General features: G+C 51.8%; 14 protein-coding genes. 6 read left to right on the top strand and 8 right to left on the bottom strand.

Annotated elements, in window-relative coordinates; all coding sequences use genetic code 11:
* The first annotated feature begins 329 nt into the window (after positions 1–329).
* Positions 330–1,202, top strand: coding sequence for a 23S rRNA pseudouridine(2604) synthase RluF (gene rluF / locus DRI82_RS13100; protein ID WP_114194346.1), 873 nt, complete (start codon positions 330–332; stop codon positions 1,200–1,202).
* A gap of 64 nt (positions 1,203–1,266) precedes the next feature.
* Here the strand turns inward: rluF and DRI82_RS13095 are convergent, their stop codons facing one another.
* Positions 1,267–2,760 (bottom strand): ArnT family glycosyltransferase, encoded by a 1,494-nt coding sequence (locus DRI82_RS13095; RefSeq protein ID WP_281269781.1) that lies wholly within the window; start codon positions 2,758–2,760, stop codon positions 1,267–1,269.
* A 595-nt stretch (positions 2,761–3,355) separates the two neighbouring features.
* On the opposite strand from DRI82_RS13095, the gene DRI82_RS13085 reads away from it, so the two are divergent.
* Both DRI82_RS13085 and DRI82_RS13080 read left to right on the top strand, forming a co-directional pair.
* Entirely contained in the window at positions 3,356–3,871 is a 516-nt protein-coding gene (locus tag DRI82_RS13085; protein ID WP_114194340.1) for a DUF6622 family protein, read from the top strand.
* Between the two features lie 31 nt (positions 3,872–3,902).
* Entirely contained in the window at positions 3,903–4,361 is a 459-nt protein-coding gene (locus tag DRI82_RS13080) for an acyltransferase (RefSeq protein WP_114194338.1), read from the top strand.
* A 111-nt stretch (positions 4,362–4,472) separates the two neighbouring features.
* On the opposite strand, the gene DRI82_RS13075 is transcribed toward DRI82_RS13080, so the two are convergent.
* Entirely contained in the window at positions 4,473–5,261 is a 789-nt protein-coding gene (locus tag DRI82_RS13075) for an IclR family transcriptional regulator (RefSeq protein ID WP_114194336.1), read from the bottom strand.
* A 117-nt stretch (positions 5,262–5,378) separates the two neighbouring features.
* Here DRI82_RS13075 and DRI82_RS13070 point away from each other — a divergent pair, with 117 nt between their 5' ends.
* Positions 5,379–6,833, top strand: a complete 1,455-nt coding sequence (locus DRI82_RS13070; protein ID WP_114194334.1) for an NAD-dependent succinate-semialdehyde dehydrogenase — start codon at positions 5,379–5,381, stop codon at positions 6,831–6,833.
* 110 nt (positions 6,834–6,943) lie between these two features.
* Here the strand turns inward: DRI82_RS13070 and DRI82_RS13065 are convergent, their stop codons facing one another.
* From DRI82_RS13065 to yihU, 6 genes are all read right to left on the bottom strand, one after another.
* Entirely contained in the window at positions 6,944–7,852 is a 909-nt protein-coding gene (locus DRI82_RS13065) for an aldose epimerase family protein (RefSeq protein WP_114194332.1), read from the bottom strand.
* 84 nt (positions 7,853–7,936) lie between these two features.
* The gene (locus DRI82_RS13060) at positions 7,937–9,286 is read right to left on the bottom strand and encodes an MFS transporter (RefSeq protein ID WP_114194330.1); all 1,350 of its coding nucleotides are present in this window, start codon (positions 9,284–9,286) and stop codon (positions 7,937–7,939) included.
* A gap of 86 nt (positions 9,287–9,372) precedes the next feature.
* Complete coding sequence (locus DRI82_RS13055) at positions 9,373–10,809, bottom strand: MFS transporter (protein ID WP_114194328.1); 1,437 nt, start codon at positions 10,807–10,809, stop codon at positions 9,373–9,375.
* Between the two features lie 146 nt (positions 10,810–10,955).
* Positions 10,956–11,963 (bottom strand): zinc-dependent alcohol dehydrogenase, encoded by a 1,008-nt coding sequence (locus DRI82_RS13050; RefSeq protein WP_114194326.1) that lies wholly within the window; start codon positions 11,961–11,963, stop codon positions 10,956–10,958.
* A gap of 45 nt (positions 11,964–12,008) precedes the next feature.
* On the bottom strand, positions 12,009–12,896 hold the full coding sequence (locus tag DRI82_RS13045; protein WP_114194324.1) for an aldolase: 888 nt from the start codon (positions 12,894–12,896) through the stop codon (positions 12,009–12,011).
* Positions 12,897–12,948: 52 nt separating this feature from the next.
* Positions 12,949–13,839, bottom strand: coding sequence for a sulfolactaldehyde 3-reductase (yihU, locus tag DRI82_RS13040; RefSeq protein WP_114194322.1), 891 nt, complete (start codon positions 13,837–13,839; stop codon positions 12,949–12,951).
* 180 nt (positions 13,840–14,019) lie between these two features.
* Here yihU and DRI82_RS13035 point away from each other — a divergent pair, with 180 nt between their 5' ends.
* Both DRI82_RS13035 and DRI82_RS13030 read left to right on the top strand, forming a co-directional pair.
* Entirely contained in the window at positions 14,020–14,916 is an 897-nt protein-coding gene (locus DRI82_RS13035; protein ID WP_114194320.1) for a sugar kinase, read from the top strand.
* Positions 14,917–14,954: 38 nt separating this feature from the next.
* Positions 14,955–15,746 (top strand): DeoR/GlpR family DNA-binding transcription regulator, encoded by a 792-nt coding sequence (locus tag DRI82_RS13030; protein ID WP_114194318.1) that lies wholly within the window; start codon positions 14,955–14,957, stop codon positions 15,744–15,746.
* The last annotated feature ends 103 nt before the right edge of the window (positions 15,747–15,849 follow it).

The raw sequence follows: 15,849 nt of genomic DNA, 5'->3' as shown, positions 1-15,849 counted from the left end.
GGGCTCGAACAGAAAAATTCTCGATTATCCGTTTATATCCGTAATAATTTCCTTGGGAAAGCTGTTTTTATGCCGTGAAGTTTAAAAAAAGCGGATGCAACTCAGTTTGTGGATAAAATTTATTCATTTTCGCTTGGTTCTTTACGTTATCGTTTAAACAAAAGTTCATAAAGTGGTCTTTTGTTTGGGTGCGTACAGTGCAGAATGAATGGGAGCGTATTTATTGTGCTCTCCTTCTTTTTTAAGTGTTGCCCGCTTCACGTCATTGTCGCGCGGCTCTTTCTGAGCAACGGTGGATAAGGTATAGTCCGCCTTTTTACGAAGGTATCATGCTGACCAACTCATCGATTCGTCTTAACAAATACATCAGCGAGAGCGGTATCTGTTCTCGTCGCGATGCTGATCGTTACATCGAACAAGGAAATGTTTTTATTAACGGCAAGCGGGCCGGGATTGGTGCCCAGGTATTTGCCGGGGATGTGGTGAAAGTTAATGGTCAGCTTATCGAGCCGCGTAACGAAGAAGACTTGGTGCTTATCGCGCTGAATAAACCGGTTGGTATCATCACCACGATGGAAGAGGGTGAGCGGGATAACATCAGAGATTTTGTTAACCACAGCAAACGAGTCTTTCCGATAGGGCGTCTGGATAAAGATTCGCAGGGGCTGATTTTACTAACGAATCACGGTGATTTGGTCAACAAGATCCTTCGCGCTGGCAACGATCACGAAAAAGAGTACATCGTGACCGTCGACAAGCCGGTGACTGACGAGTTTATTCTCGGCCTGGGTGCGGGCGTACCCATGCTGGGAACGATGACCAAAAAATGCAAAGTGAAGAAAGAGGCGACCTTTGTCTTTCGTATCACGCTGGTGCAAGGACTTAACCGTCAGATTCGCCGCATGTGTAAGCACTTTGGCTATGAAGTCACCAAACTTGAACGCACACGCATCATGAACATCAACCTGAAAGGACTGCCACAGGGCGAGTGGCGAGATTTGACCGACGATGAACTGACAGAGTTATTTAAACTGATTGAAAACTCATCTTCGGAAGGCAAAACGGTGAAAAAATCCCCAGCCAAATCCGTGGCAGCGAAGAAAACGGTCATTAAGGGAGCCCAAAAGGGCGAAAAATCCGACGGTAACTCTGCATCCCGAAAGCGCTTTACCCAGCCGGGGCGTAAGAAGAAGGGGCGTTAAGCTCGAGCCAATCTCGCCTGCCGCCGCCAACAATCGGACATAGCGCTCTCTTAAGAAAGTATGGTTATCTGTTATAACTGAGTTCAACATTTTGAGCGCTTGATTGAGATGGCCCTTTGTTGATGGCGTGGAAAAGTTGATACTTACCCCGCTCGCCAACCAGTTGCAGATGGTTTAATGCCGCGGCAGGCAAATCGCTTCTCTTCTCACTGTCGATAGCCACAAAGATATTTCCACTGGCAATGCGCCGATCCAGAGTGGTCAGGTCCAGTTCCTGTTGCGCTTTTCCCTGACTATAAAAAGAGGCGGAGAACGGACGTTTGCCATAATAAACCAGTTGCTCATCATTACTTCGCTGCTGGCTCTGATACAACGCGACCAGCGATTTAGCGGATTTATTATCATTCACTCCCAGTAGCGGCAGGGAGAACACGATCAGTAATGTAATCAAGCTGGTAAACGTCAATCCGGCAAAAAGCAGCTTATTTCTGCTTTGCTCATCGACAGCCTGTTGATTATTAAACCAGGCGGATAACCACAGTGCCAGTCCAGGGAAACCAGGTAATACGTACGGCCAAAGAATATTGCCAGCAAATGAAAAGAATATTGCCGGAGTCAGGCCCCAAATCAGTAAATATCGCTGCCAGTCGCGGTCGGTTGCGGGCGATTTGGTTATTTTACCTTTGCACCACAGCCACAACAGTAACGCTGGAAACAGGAATGACCAAGGCAACCAGTCGGCGATCATTAATAACCAGATAGTTCCTCTGGGGAAATTATGCGCTGAACCATAAAGATCGCCTTGCCAGCCGGGCGTAACAAAACGATGAAAGTTTTCACCTATCAAGAAATAATACAGATAGCCAGGGGTGTGTAATTCGGCAATAACATACCAGGGCAATGCAATTGCAGCGGTTAATAAACTGCCAGAGATCCAGGGAATCGATTTCCAAACCACAGAGTATTTATTGCAGACGACCATCCACAGGAATATAGGTAAACCGGTCAATACCACGGCGATGGGGCCTTTCGCCAACAACCCGACAGCCAGACCGACAAACAGCAGCCATTTTTCGGCATTCCTTTCTGCACTGACCGCTGCCCAGAAGCCGCGCATTGACAAGGTGGTGCCCAACAACAGCCACATATCGGTCATCACCATTCCTGATGAGGTGAAAAACAGGAAAGCACCGCTGAGTAATACGACCGCGTAGAACGCCTGAGCACGGGAGCGTTGAGCGACCCATTGCCAGATCAGCCAGATAACGAACAAACCACACAGATAATGAGGAAGCCTGGCAGCCAATTCATTGACACCAAATAGCTTAAAACTGAGTGCGGTAGCCCAGAAAGAGAGCGGGGGTTTACCCCAAAAAGGAACAGCATAATCTGACCACGGAGTTACCCAGTCATTCAATTCCAGCATTTTACGGGATATTTCAGCGTAACGGGCTTCTGTGTTATCCGTTAATGGATATAAATTGAGGGTTATCAATCTGAATAGAGCTATTAACAACATAAAAATTAAGAGATTAAATTTAGTTGTATATTTATTCATTATTGCTCGCATATTATTGCCTTACGCTTTTTTACCGAGAATGATTCCAAGTGTAAAAATCTTACGTTCACATGATCAAAATGGTCATAACGTATATTGCGACACACAAACACTGCTTCTTTTTTGCAGCATAAATATTCTTTTCATCAACAGCCGTTGCATTGAGCCGCAAACTATGGCGTCCGGCGAGTCAGAATTATTGGATTATAGGCAGCGAAATATTAAGTTAACCTTAAGAAGGCAGTGCTTTGACAAATGAATTATTTAGGCGAGTAAATGCTGGGAACGTTAATATCCCTATTAAATAGGCTGCCCCCCTTTAGCAGTGAGAAACGAGGACTCTTTTTGGCAGAGCATCCGCTACTACGTGGAGATTTCTGGAGCAACAGGTTGCTTCAGGCGGAAAAATTTGCTGACCGGGATGAGAGGATTACGTCGTTGCGCCGTGAGATTGTTGGGATGCGACTGAATCCTGTTTTTGAGTACTCAATTCAAAAAATTTTATTTTTTTTGCACAATTGTTTAGCTCTACTTTAATAGAAACAGATATATTATTTCTTTCTACTTAATTTATGTACTCCAGGTAAGACACAGTATGGATAGTCTTGAATTGGCTCTGCAAATCATTGTGCATACGCCGGTGTGGGTTTACCTCATCTTCGTTTATCTTGTTTTTCAGGGTATACGTGCACGCCATCCGGCGGACATCTCCCCGTATAGATTGATCGTCTTGCCCGTTTTACTCACTCTCTGGGGCATCTGGGATCTGGTGAGCGTATTTGGTATCCGGCCCGCTAACCTGACGACGTGGCTGGTGGCGCTGATCACCGGTGTGATGGGGGGGATGGCATTTTATCAACGCCTGAAATTGTCTGCCGGTGCAAGAGTGGGGGTTATTCATCGTGAGGCCGATTTCACCCTGTTGCCATTGCTGCTCTTCACGTTTGGCGTCAAATATATTTTTGCCGTTATGCTAGCCATAGCGCCGACACTGGCTCACGGTTTACCGTGCCAACTGCCCAACGTGGCGTTTTCGGGTTTCTTTGCCGGGGTCTTTATCGGAAAATCATCGATTTATATGCAAGCATATCGGGCTATTTGGGCCAAATGATGTGGCTTGGTCAACGTTAAGGGAGTGGGGAATGGGCATTACGACGCGGGAAGTCGGTCTGATAGACGTTCAGGCCGGTGAAAATGTCACGGTAGTACAACCATCAAATCTCTATGGCTGCCGATTGGGAGATAATGTATTCATTGGCCCTTTCGTGGAGATCCAGAAAAACAGCGCTGTTGGTCGTCGTTCACGGATTCAATCCCACGCCTTTATTTGCGAATTTGTCGAGATTGGTGAGGATTGTTTTATTGGTCATGGCGTGATGTTTGCCAACGATATGTTCAGCGACGGTGGCCCTAATCCTGATCCGGCTTCATGGGGTAAAATTCGGATTGGCAACGGCGTCAGCATTGGTTCAGGTGCGACAATATTGGCCGTCAGCGTGTGTGACGGCGTGGTGATCGGCGCAGGTGCCGTGGTAACCAAAGATATTGTCAGGCGCGGCATTTACGCAGGCAATCCGGCACGCCTGATTCGGGATTTGTAATGGTTCGACGTGATATTCACAGAATCCCAAGATTTCAGGATTCTGTGATTACTATAATAAAAAGTTATACTTATCCCGGTTCATTCCACTAATCCAGCGCATTTTCCCGCATTACCCACGGCGATTTCCCAATCTGGCTGACAGTGAAGCCGCGATATCCACCAGTTTACTGCCGATAGTATCGACATTCGATTCCGTCGCTTCCTGTTCCAACATACTTACCGCCAGACCCGCGACCACCTGTCCTGAAAAATCATGCACGGGAGCGCCAATACAGAACATCCCTTCACGGATCTGCCCATCATCAACTGAATAACCGCGCTGGCGTGCGAGTGCCAATTCCTGCAACAACATCTCAATGGATGCCACGCTGTGCACCGTCAGTGGTTGCGGCCAGCCTGCTGCAAAGCGATGGCAGATATCCTCATCATCGAGGGTGCTGAGTATTGCCTTACCGGTGGCGGTGAAAGGGGCGGGTAAACGCATACCGATCCGGAATGTAAATCCCAGCGCCGCTTTGCTGTTGGAGCAGGCAACGTAAACCACCTGCTGACCATCCAGTACCGTCAGGGTTACGCTGAAATCACTCAATTCACGCCGGTCTTGCAACAACCGCTGAAATTCCTCCACCAGATCGGTTTGACCAAGAAAGGCGTTGGCCCAATTCATGACATGCGCACCCACGCGATAGGTGCCTGCGTCGGTTCTCACCAGCATTCCCAAATCCACCAGCGCGGCGCATAGGCCGTGCGCAGAACTTTTCGGCAGGCCGAGTTTTGTCACGATCTCTGTAAAGGTCGGGGGATGTGGAAGTTCGCTCACGGCATCCAGAATCTGTACTGCGCGGCGTAATGCGGGTGCATTATTCCCAGATGTGTCTATCTCTGCATTTTTCGGCATGGCTCTCACTTTTTTAACAGTAATTTGACGTTAGCTCAAATTTTGTGCCACAATTCAATATAATGAATTTAGTTCAATATGTTGAACTTGTAAATATAAATTCCCATGGGAGGGAACATGCTCGATTTACGTGATCCATCGTTGTTCAAGGATACCTGTCTGCTCGCGGGAGAGTGGCGTCCTGCTGCCGACGGCGCAACGTTTCCAGTAACGAACCCGGCCACTGACGAGATATTGGCCTATGTCCCTCAGCTTGAACAGGCAGCTATCGAAGAGGCTATCTGTGCAGCACAGCAGGCTTTTTTACTCTGGCGTGAAAAAACCGCCAAAGAACGTTGCGTCGTTTTACGCCGTTGGTTTGATCTTATCACTGAAAACAGCGCTGACCTCGCAGCAATCATGACTGCGGAGCAAGGTAAACCCCTGGCCGAGTCCCGCGGTGAAGTGGCGTATGCGGCGTCATTCATTGACTGGTTTGCCGAGGAAGGCAAACGCACTTACGGCGATGTGATCCCTTCGCCACAGGCCGACAAGCGGTTGGTGGTGTTGAAACAACCTGTGGGTGTCTGCGCAGCCATTACCCCGTGGAATTTCCCGGCAGCGATGATCACCCGTAAAGCCGCGCCAGCGCTGGCTGCGGGTTGCGTGATGATTGTCAAACCGGCTGAGCAAACGCCGTTGACTGCATTGGCGCTGGGTGAATTGGCGATACGTGCGGGTATTCCGGCAGGCGTGCTGCAAATCGTCACGGGCGAAGCAAAAATCATCGGCGGCGTGCTGACCAAAAGTGATGTGGTCAGAAAACTCTCTTTCACCGGGTCAACGCCAATCGGCCGTCTGCTGATGGCGCAATGCGCACAGACGATAAAACGTGTTTCCCTTGAACTGGGTGGCAACGCGCCATTTATTGTTTTTGATGACGCTGACATCGAAGCCGCCGTCGAAGGTGCTGTCCAATCCAAGTTTCGTAACGCGGGTCAGACCTGCGTCTGTACCAATCGTTTTCTGGTGCAGTCCGGTATCTACGATCGGTTTGCACAGCGTCTGGCGGCGCGCGTCAGGGGTCTGACTGTGGGTAACGGCGTTGATGAAGGCGTTCTGGTCGGTCCGTTAATCGACGAAAATGCCGTGGCGAAAGTTGAAAGCCACATTCAGGATGCAAAAAGCAAGGGCGGTGAAGTGCTGGTGGGCGGCCATCGCCATGCGTTAGGTGGGCTGTTTGTTGAACCTACCGTGATTGCCAACGTGACCCGCGATATGTTGATTGCGCGGGAAGAGACATTTGGTCCTGTTGCTCCGCTGTTCCGGTTTGATACGGAAGAGGAGGCTGTGGCAATGGCCAATGATACGGAGTTCGGCTTGGCCGCTTACTTTTTCACCGAAAACAGTAAAAGAATGTGGCGGGTTGCAGAGGCGCTGGAATATGGCATGGTCGGTCATAACACCGGACTCATCTCCAACGAAGTCGCGCCGTTTGGCGGAATGAAACAGTCAGGAATTGGCAGGGAAGGCTCAAAATACGGGATCGACGAATACCTTGAGATCAAATATTTCTGCACATCGGTAGGGTGAGTAGTCACTCAGTCTGGCGGTGAATCATGATGCCCGCCAACTTCCTGAGTATTAACCCAGCCGGATAGGTGGGCTGGGTCGGTTTTCGGATGCTGATGAACACCCTGAGTCTACTCAAGGGAAGAGAAATGCCACCGGGTATCGAGCGTAAGAGGGGAGTGTGGCGTCACGATATGTGGCTGGGTGTTGACCCCGTTTGGCGGCCCGGACAACGGTTCGACGCACGCTGCATCGGGTTGTTTATCGAAAATAACCATCGACTTGGCGGGAGACGTCATATCCAGCCGGATTTTTCTCGGCCATAGCAGGGAGGCGTGCATTGACTCGGCAAAACCAAAACAGTCATCCCATGGACCGGGCTGTGGCGCAATCCGTTTGCCGGTCGGAAGTTCATTTGTGCCGGGCTCCTCCTGCCAATCTGGCTGGGTGACGATGCGCAATTCACCTTCGCTATTCCCAGGGAGGGCCGAAGGGGCAACTCCTGTCCATTTATTGAACCATGGGTGCCAGCCAGCCGCCGCCGGGAAGCGATCTCCTTCACTGCGAATCGTCAGTGAAAGAAGTAGCGCGTCACCCGATAACGCAATTTTTTGTGTGACGGTACAAGGCCACGGCCAGCATTCGGTAATCTCCATTTGGCATTCGACGGCGCTTGCTGATGAAGAAATAACCTGCCATGCGCCATAACAGGCCATGCCGTGCAGCGCGTGCGGGGGTTTATTGGCGGGTAACGCGTAGTGATTATTTTCAAAATCCAACGTGGCATTGCCCAATCGCCCAACCCACGGGATCATGGGGAAGCAGCCATATTGAAATGCCCGGCGCAGCGGATTCCACTGGCGCAGCAATTCATAGCCAAAAGCCGTCAGTGACGTTATGCGGCACCCATCTTCAGGAAAGAGAGTGACGCTGAGATTCTGGTTCTCAAGGGTTACGGATTTTCCGCGCGGTCCGGGCCATGGCGCATCAAACGCCTCTCGTACTGCCAGATAGGGATTATTTTCTGTCATTGTTGTCATGATCCATGTCCACTTCTTTTCGTTAAAATAAAAGTCCCGTAAAAATAAAGGCGTCAGCAAAATAATTGCGTTGATGGAATCCCATCAGCCGGTGACTGGGGGCCGCTGTCTGACAGGATCATCGCGATTGATCAATCTGACGCAGAAGAATGAAATTGCCGAGATCACGGCCAGATACGCGGCGACGTACCAAGGTTTTCCACCCCCTAGAATCAGCAAGGAAGAGGCGATAAGCGGAGTCATTCCGCCCAGAATGGCCGAAAATTGGTACGCGAAGGACAAACCGGTATAGCGCACGCGGGTACCGAACATGCGGGTAAACAGCGTCGGCTGAACGGCAAACATCATGGTCGGACCGAAGTTATAACCGAGGATCATGGCCAACCAGATAATCCAGATCTCGCGTGTTTCCAGCAATTGGAAGAAGGGGAAGGCGAACAACATCGAAAATGCCGCGCCAGCCATATAGAGACGGCGTTGCCCCCAGCGGTCGGAAAGCCAGCCAATAATCGGGCAACTGACAATACCGATCGTCGAGGCGATCAGCATCCCGGTTAAGGGAATCTGCCGATCCATCGCCAACTGCGTTGAGATGTAGACAATGCCGAACGTATTGATAGTATTCGATGAAACGGTCTCTGCGAGCCGTGCCCCCAGCGCCAGAAGAATGTTGCGGGGATGGCGTCGGAACAGTTCAATAATCGGCAGCGACGATTTTTCTGGGTTATCGGCAGGCGTATTCTTGCGGGTCTCGCGCGCCCGTTGGAAATCAGGGGTCTCTTCCGTATGCAAACGGATGTACATACCGACCATCAGCATTAGCGCCGACAACAAGAATGGGATCCGCCATCCCCAATTCATAAACTGTTCTGGCGTCAGCAACCAGCTACAGAGGGCAAAAATCCCGGTCGCCAGCATGATCCCCACCGATGCCGCTGTTTGTGGCAGTGAACCGAGAAAACCGCGCCGCGCTTCGGGGGCGGATTCAATGGTCATCAGCGCCGCACCGCCATATTCGCCTCCCAGACCAAATCCCTGGATCAAACGTAAAATGACCAGCGCGATCGGTGCCCAGACGCCCGCCGTTTCATACGTCGGCAGCACGCCGACCAGAAACGTAGAGGTGCCGACAATGATGAGCGTCCAGATCAACGTGACTTTACGTCCCACGCGATCGCCATAATGACCAAAGACGATGCCGCCAAGGGGGCGGGCCAAAAAGCCAACGCCAAAGGTAGCAAAGGAGGCAATGGTGCCGACCAGCGGATCGGATTGTGGGAAAAACAGCGGCGCGAAAATCAGCCCAGCCGCCGTACCAAAAATAAAAAAGTCGTACCATTCAAGCAGTGCGCCGGCAAAACTCCCGGCCACGACTTTGCGCATTGATTTACCCGATAAGCCGGGCGCTAATGCAGCCTGTGTTCCGTCATTCATACCTGTTCCCACCGGATAATGTTGCGGGAGGTTGCAGGGTAATCCCCTGCAACCGTTCGTTATTTTTTCGTTTCAGCCCGCGGATATCAGCGTTCACGCTGGCGGGAAAGCAGGGCCAGAACCTGTTCATCTTCGGCATCGACGTTGGCACCTACCGGTTCCCACTTAATCAGCAGGCAGGCAAGGAAACCGATGAAGGGCACGATGGCCAGCCAGTAAAACGCCGCAGTATTCAGGCTTCCCCACAGCATCGGCCAAAAAATCAGACCCGCGATGGCCCCGGTTCGCATGATGGCGCGGGCAAAACCGACGCCAGCTGGGCGAATACTGGGTGGATACGACAGCGTTGCGATGGTCATCCCTAACCCGCCGGGTCCTGCGGAGTGGAAAAAGATGATGGCACCCAGCAAACCGAGAGACAGCCATGGATTGGTTTTTGCCAGAAAGCCCAGGGCGAGGAGGGCGGCGGCGACCACCATGAAACCGTACATCGACTGTTTGCGCGATCCGAAGCGGCTGACAAGCAGTGAGCCTATCGCGCCACCCGTGACGCCGCACAAGGCGTTGACGACCGCCGATCCCGACAGTGCGCCCGTCAACCCGCCACTCAGGATCCCCGCCAGCGTCAAGGGCAGATAGACCCCAACAGCGTTGTACTGCCAGGCTTGCATCGTTGCGACCACGCAGCCCAGAATGGTGCGTTTACGGTATTGGCTGTTGAAGAGAATGCGGTAGACACCCTCCGTTTTAATCGCGGTTTTTTCTTCTTCTTTCACCACGGTTTCGGCAGGAATGGCATCGACGCCATAGCGTTTCTTGAGAATTTTGCAGGCCTGATCGTACTTGCCAACCCGGGCAGACCACATCGCAGACTCGCCAATAAAGACATAACGTAGAATCATAATCAGCACGGCAAACAGTGCCCCGATGAAAATGCCGTAACGCCAGAGCTGGTTATCCGCAATATCTGCCAGATGCAGGGGTAGCAAGACCAGATAGACCACGGTGGTGGAGATATACCAGGCCATTTGCCAGAGGTTGACCGAAGTACCGGATTTTTTCGACGAGGAGCCACGCAGTTCAGCCACTGCGTTGGTCGCCAGTGGGAAATCAATCCCCAATCCAAAACCCATCACAATCCGACAGACCAGCACCCACCAAATATTGGGGGCAATAGCCACGGCAGCGGCACCGAGGGTACATAGCGCCATGCCAATTAAAAAAGCATGTTTTTGACCGAAGCGATTGATGACGCGGTTGGCGAGCAAGCCACCGATCAGGGCTGCAACCAGCACTGACGCGTTGACCGTTGCAGCCAGACCTGGGGAGATACCGAACTGCTCGGCGATGAATTTATTGCCAAATCCTACCATGGCGGCTTGATAGGCATCGATCAGGATGCCACCCAGCGCAATCAGAATGATTCCCACGTTGGATTTCAACGCCGAGTGTTTATTCACGATATCTATGACGTCTTGCGGTCGCTTAATTTTGTAGGGCGAATGCATCACTATTTGCGACATAATATATCCTTTATATCTATTTGATTATCAGAGGATAAGTGCGTGTGCCGGGCGGTGACGCCAATGAGTAGAACGGCACAGGTTAAAACTTCCCTGGTATTGTCTGGTAAAGGCATCAGTCGGACTGATGCCGTCATACTTACGATCTATGCATCAAACTGAATCAGCACTTTTATTGATGAAGGTTCTTTTGCCCTCTGGAATGCCTTATCGGCCTGATCGATTGGAAACACATCCGTGACCAAATCGCGGGTGTCGAAACGGCCATCGGTGAGCCAGGCAATGACCTCGTCGAAATCTTCGGGGATATACATCCCTGAATTCAGCAGGTCACGTTCGAAACGCTGCATGCTTGGCAATGGAATTTCGCGCGGGCCATTGGGAACGCCCATGCACACGACGACGCCGCCAGCCAGAACACGGGTACATGCTTCGTTGATCGTCGCCTGGGCTGCGACCACATCAATCACTCCCGTGAATCGTTCATCAGCGCCCAATTCACCGGGTGCGAGTGCCCGTAATGCACCGAATTTCACTGCCAATTCACGTTTGTGTGCATCCGGTTCAACCACGGTAATGACGCCAGCGCCCATGATCCTTAATGCCTGAACAATAGAGAGCCCGATGGTGCCCGCGCCAATGACCAGTACCTCTTCCAGGGCACTTTTCGGCAGGCGATTAACGCAATGACGGGCGCAGGCCGCCGGTTCAGCAAAAGCCAGCACGTTCATTGGCAATGATTGCGGGGCGACATGGCAATTGCGGGCGGGTACCACATGTGAGGAGCGGGCAAAACCGGCAGCGCGGAAACCGGCGACTTGCGGTGGTTCACATAAATTGAAACGACCGGCCTTGCAGGCGCGGCATTCCATACACGCCATGATCGGATCGACCACCACATGATCGCCGACGCTGACCCGATCAACATCTGCACCAATTTCCGTGACGACTGCGGCAATCTCATGACCGGGAACCAGTGGCGGTTTGGCGAAGGGGTGGCCGCCCGCCAGGACGTGCAGATCCGAACCGCAGATACCAAAGAATGCTGGAGCAATCCGCACTTCATGGGCCTTGAGCGGCGGTAATTCGGTTTCATTATGTTCGGTCGTTACCTTGCCTATATCGGTAAAGACTACGCGTGTGATCTTGTTCATCTTACCTTCCTTTTGAAACTGTCAATGTTCGGTATGGAGGGCGGGTTAGCGCTGGGCCATCGCTTCATCCACAATCTCTGCCAATCGTTGCAAACGGGGAACAGAGACGTCGCGCAGCATCATGGGCATATCAGGTGCACCGATCACCGACGCCCAAACCGCACGCCCAGCCAGGAAACCAGAAGCGCCAGCCGCCATGGCTATGCGTACAGCGCGACCAAACAGATTGGCATCGACACCGGAACTGAGAATTACCCACGGCATGTTCATCTGATCATTCAGCCGCTGTGCTGCCGCCAATAAATCTTTCTCCGCGCCTTTGCCACCCAAGGGCATTTCGGCTTTATAGAGATCAGCCTCGGTAGAACCCAGTTCAGCGGCGGCTTGCACGATGGCTTCTTCGCGATCAAATACCCAGCCCCGGCGAGGCGGGCGAACCACGGGTTCAATAATGCTCACCAATCCGGCTGAACGGCACATCGCGACAAAGTCAGCGACCATATCGAGCCGCGTTTGCGGATCCTCATCCGGACGCCATAACACCAGGAGCTTCAGCGCCTTGGCACCACTGGCACGCACAGCGTGGGGATCGACAGTGCGATCGAGTTGCACGCTATCCACAGGAATGCCATTGCCGGGCAAGAAGTCATCGGCGGCGACAATTAAACCGCAGGTCCTGGCAACGGCATTTTGCTTGACGATTTCATCCAGGCAGTACTGTTGATCGGCCAATACCGCTGAGGCATAAGGCGAGAGAATACGCGTTGCCTCAACTTTAAAATCCGTCAGCACCTGATCGGCTATTGGACTGGGTGTGCCTGCGGCAGCAAACATCAATCTCATGGCCTCGCGCTGATCAACGGCCAGCATGGCAAAACCACCTGAAGGTCGCGAAATATCGGCCAATGAGTAGGGCGTAAGTAATGAAGACATCGGATACTCCTTTAAGTAAGAATATGTCATAAAAAGGACAACGGCTGACCGGTTACAGAGAATCCGGACGCCCGGAAATGCTGCGGACCTGCGAGAGTATGGCGGTCCAATCCTGACGACCGCGTCCGCTGGCCCGAGCCTGACTGTAGACCTCGCGGGCGGCGGCACCCATTGGCATGGCGACATGCAATTGGTTGGCAACGTCGAGGGCGATTCCCAAATCCTTATGTGCCAGATCGATCATGAAAGCCGGTGTGAGATCCCCCTTCAGCACCTTATTTGGCCAACTGGTGGTGAAATGGCCTTTTCCTGCCGGGGTGGAAGACATTACGTCGATGGCGACATCCAGTGACAACCCCAGCGCTTCGCACATTACTGCGGCTTCTGCCGAGAGCGCATTCAGCGCTATGCTCATGTAGTTGTTAATTATTTTTACCCGGATACCCATTCCTGGCCCGCCCGCATTGACCAGTTCTGACCCCATGCACATCAAGATTGGGCGAGCTTTCTCGACCTGTCGTTGGTCGCCTCCGGCCAGAATCAATAAGGTTCCGGCAATGGCGTGATCTGACGTTCTGCCAACGGGGGCATCCATATAACTGAAACCGCACTCAGCCATGCGGCGACACATGGCATCACTTTGCAGGGGGTGAATGGTGGACATGTCAATCACCAGTGCGTCTTTGCTGAGCGTTTTTGTCACTCCGTGAGCACCGAACAACACGCTTTCCACTAAATCGCCATTGGGCAACATGGTGATAACCACGCTGGCACCTGTTACACATTCTGCGGGCGTTGCCGCAGCGTTTGCGCCGAGATCAACCAACGTCTTGACCGCCTGTGGGTTAATGTCGTACACCCTGAGTTGATGTCCGTGCTTGATCAGGTTCGTCGCCATTGGCGAACCCATTTGTCCCAATCCGATAAATGCCACTGACGCCATGGTGCTTCTCCTCAGAGCGAATGTAATCATGAGTAATGTTTGATGTTCATTTCAGTTCGGTTTTGATGTTATTTGTAATTATGAGTAATTAAAGTGACATGCATCACTAATTTAATATTCTCAGTGATTAAAATGGACATAAATTGACATTAAGTGACAGAAATGAAAAGGAGAGCCTCTATGCTGAAAATTGCCTGTATAGGAATCGCTGTTCAGGATCGTTTGTATTATGTGGAGCAACTTCCTGATGCCAGCGGTAAGTTTGTCGCTCAGGACTACCGGGAGATTGGCGGTGGACCCGCGGCCACGGCGGCGGTTGCTGCCGCGCGGCTGGGTGCCTATGTCGATTTCATTGGCCGCGTGGGGGATGATGCAGCAGGGAAAACCATTGTTGCCGATCTGGAGAAAGAGGGCGTTGATACGCGCTTTGTCCGAGTTTGTCATCAGGCGCGCTCTTCACAGTCGGCCATTATTGTTGATGCGCAGGGTGAACGGATCATCATCAATCATCCCAGCCCCGATTTGTCCAATGAGGCTGATTGGCTGAATGACATTACGTTTGAGCACTACGACGTCGTGCTTGCTGACGTGCGCTGGCATCAGGGTGCCGAGCGCGGATTCACCTTGGCGCGGGAAGCGGGTGTGGTCACGGTCCTGGACGCGGACGTTACGCCGCAAGATATTGCCCCCTTGGTCAAGCTGGCCGATCATGCCGCGTTTTCTGCTCCCGGCTTGGTGAAGGCTACCGGTGAAACCGAATGGGAAAAGGCACTGTTATTGGCGCAGGCGATGACAGCCGGAAAAGTTTACCTTACACAGGGAAAAGCAGGTTGTTACTGGCTTGACGAGAACCGTCAGCAGCATCGTCCCGGCTTTAAGGTTGACGTTGTGGATACCACGGGAGCCGGGGATGTTTTTCATGGCGCATTGGCCTTTGCGATTGCCAGTAAACAGGGTGTAAGCGAGGCAGTTCACTTTGCAAATGCGGTTGCTGCATTGAAATGTACGCGACCAGGTGGACGGGAAGGGATCCCGGATTATCATCAGACCAGAGCATTTTTGTCACTTTATGGGTAATATGAACAAAAAAGGTGCTTATTTATGAGAGGTGTGCGATGAGCCTGACGGATATTACAGGTAATCCACGGCACGATCACTTGATCACATTGATAGCCGATCGTGGTTATATGAATATTGATGAATTGGCGCAGATTCTGGATGTCTCGACGCAAACGGTACGAAGGGACATCCGCAAGCTCAGTGATTTGGGTTTGGTCTCTCGCCATCATGGCGGCGCCGGACGGGCATCGAGTGTAATGAATACCTCCTTTGAGCAGCGGGAAATTTCTTACACCGAAGAGAAAATGGCGATCGCGCGCGACGTCGTGGAGTCAATTCCTGACGGTTGTACGCTTTTTGTCACTATCGGTACAACGGTGGAGCATATTGCCCGGGCACTGGAGAGCAGAAAAAATCTGCGGGTGATCACCAACAGCCTGCGGGTGGCACATATTCTCTACAAACATACTGGATTTGAAGTGATGGTTCCGGGCGGTATTATCCGACCCCATAACGGCGGCATTATTGGCCCAAGCGCAGTCTCTTTTGTTGAAGGTTTTCGCGCTGATTATATGATTACCAGCATGGGAGCTATCGAAGGGGATGGCAGTATTCTGGAGTTTGATGTGAATGAAGCCGCCGTTGCCAAGGCGATGATTGCCCATTCACGTTATCTGCTGCTCGCCGCCGATCATACCAAATTCCGCGCCTCGGCCGCCGTAGAGATCGGTAATGTGAAACAGGCATCAACGCTTTTTACCGACGACACCCCGCCAGCACAATTGGCCAGCTATCTGAAACAGAATCAGGTAGAAGTTCGCATCTCGGCGATAGGTCTCGCGCCATGAAATGATATATTCCTATCGCGGATTTATATCGCACGAAGATGAGGATCAGTGACTGCGCCCGCCATTGAAAATGGCGGGCGCAGTGGCGAAAATCTGTTAACAA

It is taken from the genome of Edaphovirga cremea (assembly GCF_003332275.1).
Taxonomy (GTDB): domain Bacteria; phylum Pseudomonadota; class Gammaproteobacteria; order Enterobacterales; family Enterobacteriaceae; genus Edaphovirga; species Edaphovirga cremea.
Note: the sequence above shows the minus strand (reverse complement) of the source record. Positions and strands in the feature narration are given on the sequence as shown.

Bases quoted from the DNA above. Each gene is read 5' to 3' on its own strand.
- DRI82_RS13065 (WP_114194332.1), bottom strand. From the start codon at position 7,852: ATGACAACAATGACAGAAAATAATCCCTATCTGGCAGTACGAGAGGCG.
- yihU (WP_114194322.1), bottom strand. From the start codon at position 13,839: ATGGCGTCAGTGGCATTTATCGGATTGGGACAAATGGGTTCGCCAATG.
- DRI82_RS13045 (WP_114194324.1), bottom strand. From the start codon at position 12,896: ATGTCTTCATTACTTACGCCCTACTCATTGGCCGATATTTCGCGACCT.
- DRI82_RS13080 (WP_114194338.1), top strand. From the start codon at position 3,903: ATGGGCATTACGACGCGGGAAGTCGGTCTGATAGACGTTCAGGCCGGT.
- DRI82_RS13035 (WP_114194320.1), top strand. From the start codon at position 14,020: ATGCTGAAAATTGCCTGTATAGGAATCGCTGTTCAGGATCGTTTGTAT.
- DRI82_RS13060 (WP_114194330.1), bottom strand. From the start codon at position 9,286: ATGAATGACGGAACACAGGCTGCATTAGCGCCCGGCTTATCGGGTAAA.
- DRI82_RS13075 (WP_114194336.1), bottom strand. From the start codon at position 5,261: ATGCCGAAAAATGCAGAGATAGACACATCTGGGAATAATGCACCCGCA.
- DRI82_RS13095 (WP_281269781.1), bottom strand. From the start codon at position 2,760: ATGAATAAATATACAACTAAATTTAATCTCTTAATTTTTATGTTGTTA.
- DRI82_RS13030 (WP_114194318.1), top strand. From the start codon at position 14,955: ATGAGCCTGACGGATATTACAGGTAATCCACGGCACGATCACTTGATC.
- DRI82_RS13055 (WP_114194328.1), bottom strand. From the start codon at position 10,809: ATGTCGCAAATAGTGATGCATTCGCCCTACAAAATTAAGCGACCGCAA.
- DRI82_RS13085 (WP_114194340.1), top strand. From the start codon at position 3,356: ATGGATAGTCTTGAATTGGCTCTGCAAATCATTGTGCATACGCCGGTG.
- rluF (WP_114194346.1), top strand. From the start codon at position 330: ATGCTGACCAACTCATCGATTCGTCTTAACAAATACATCAGCGAGAGC.
- DRI82_RS13050 (WP_114194326.1), bottom strand. From the start codon at position 11,963: ATGAACAAGATCACACGCGTAGTCTTTACCGATATAGGCAAGGTAACG.
- DRI82_RS13070 (WP_114194334.1), top strand. From the start codon at position 5,379: ATGCTCGATTTACGTGATCCATCGTTGTTCAAGGATACCTGTCTGCTC.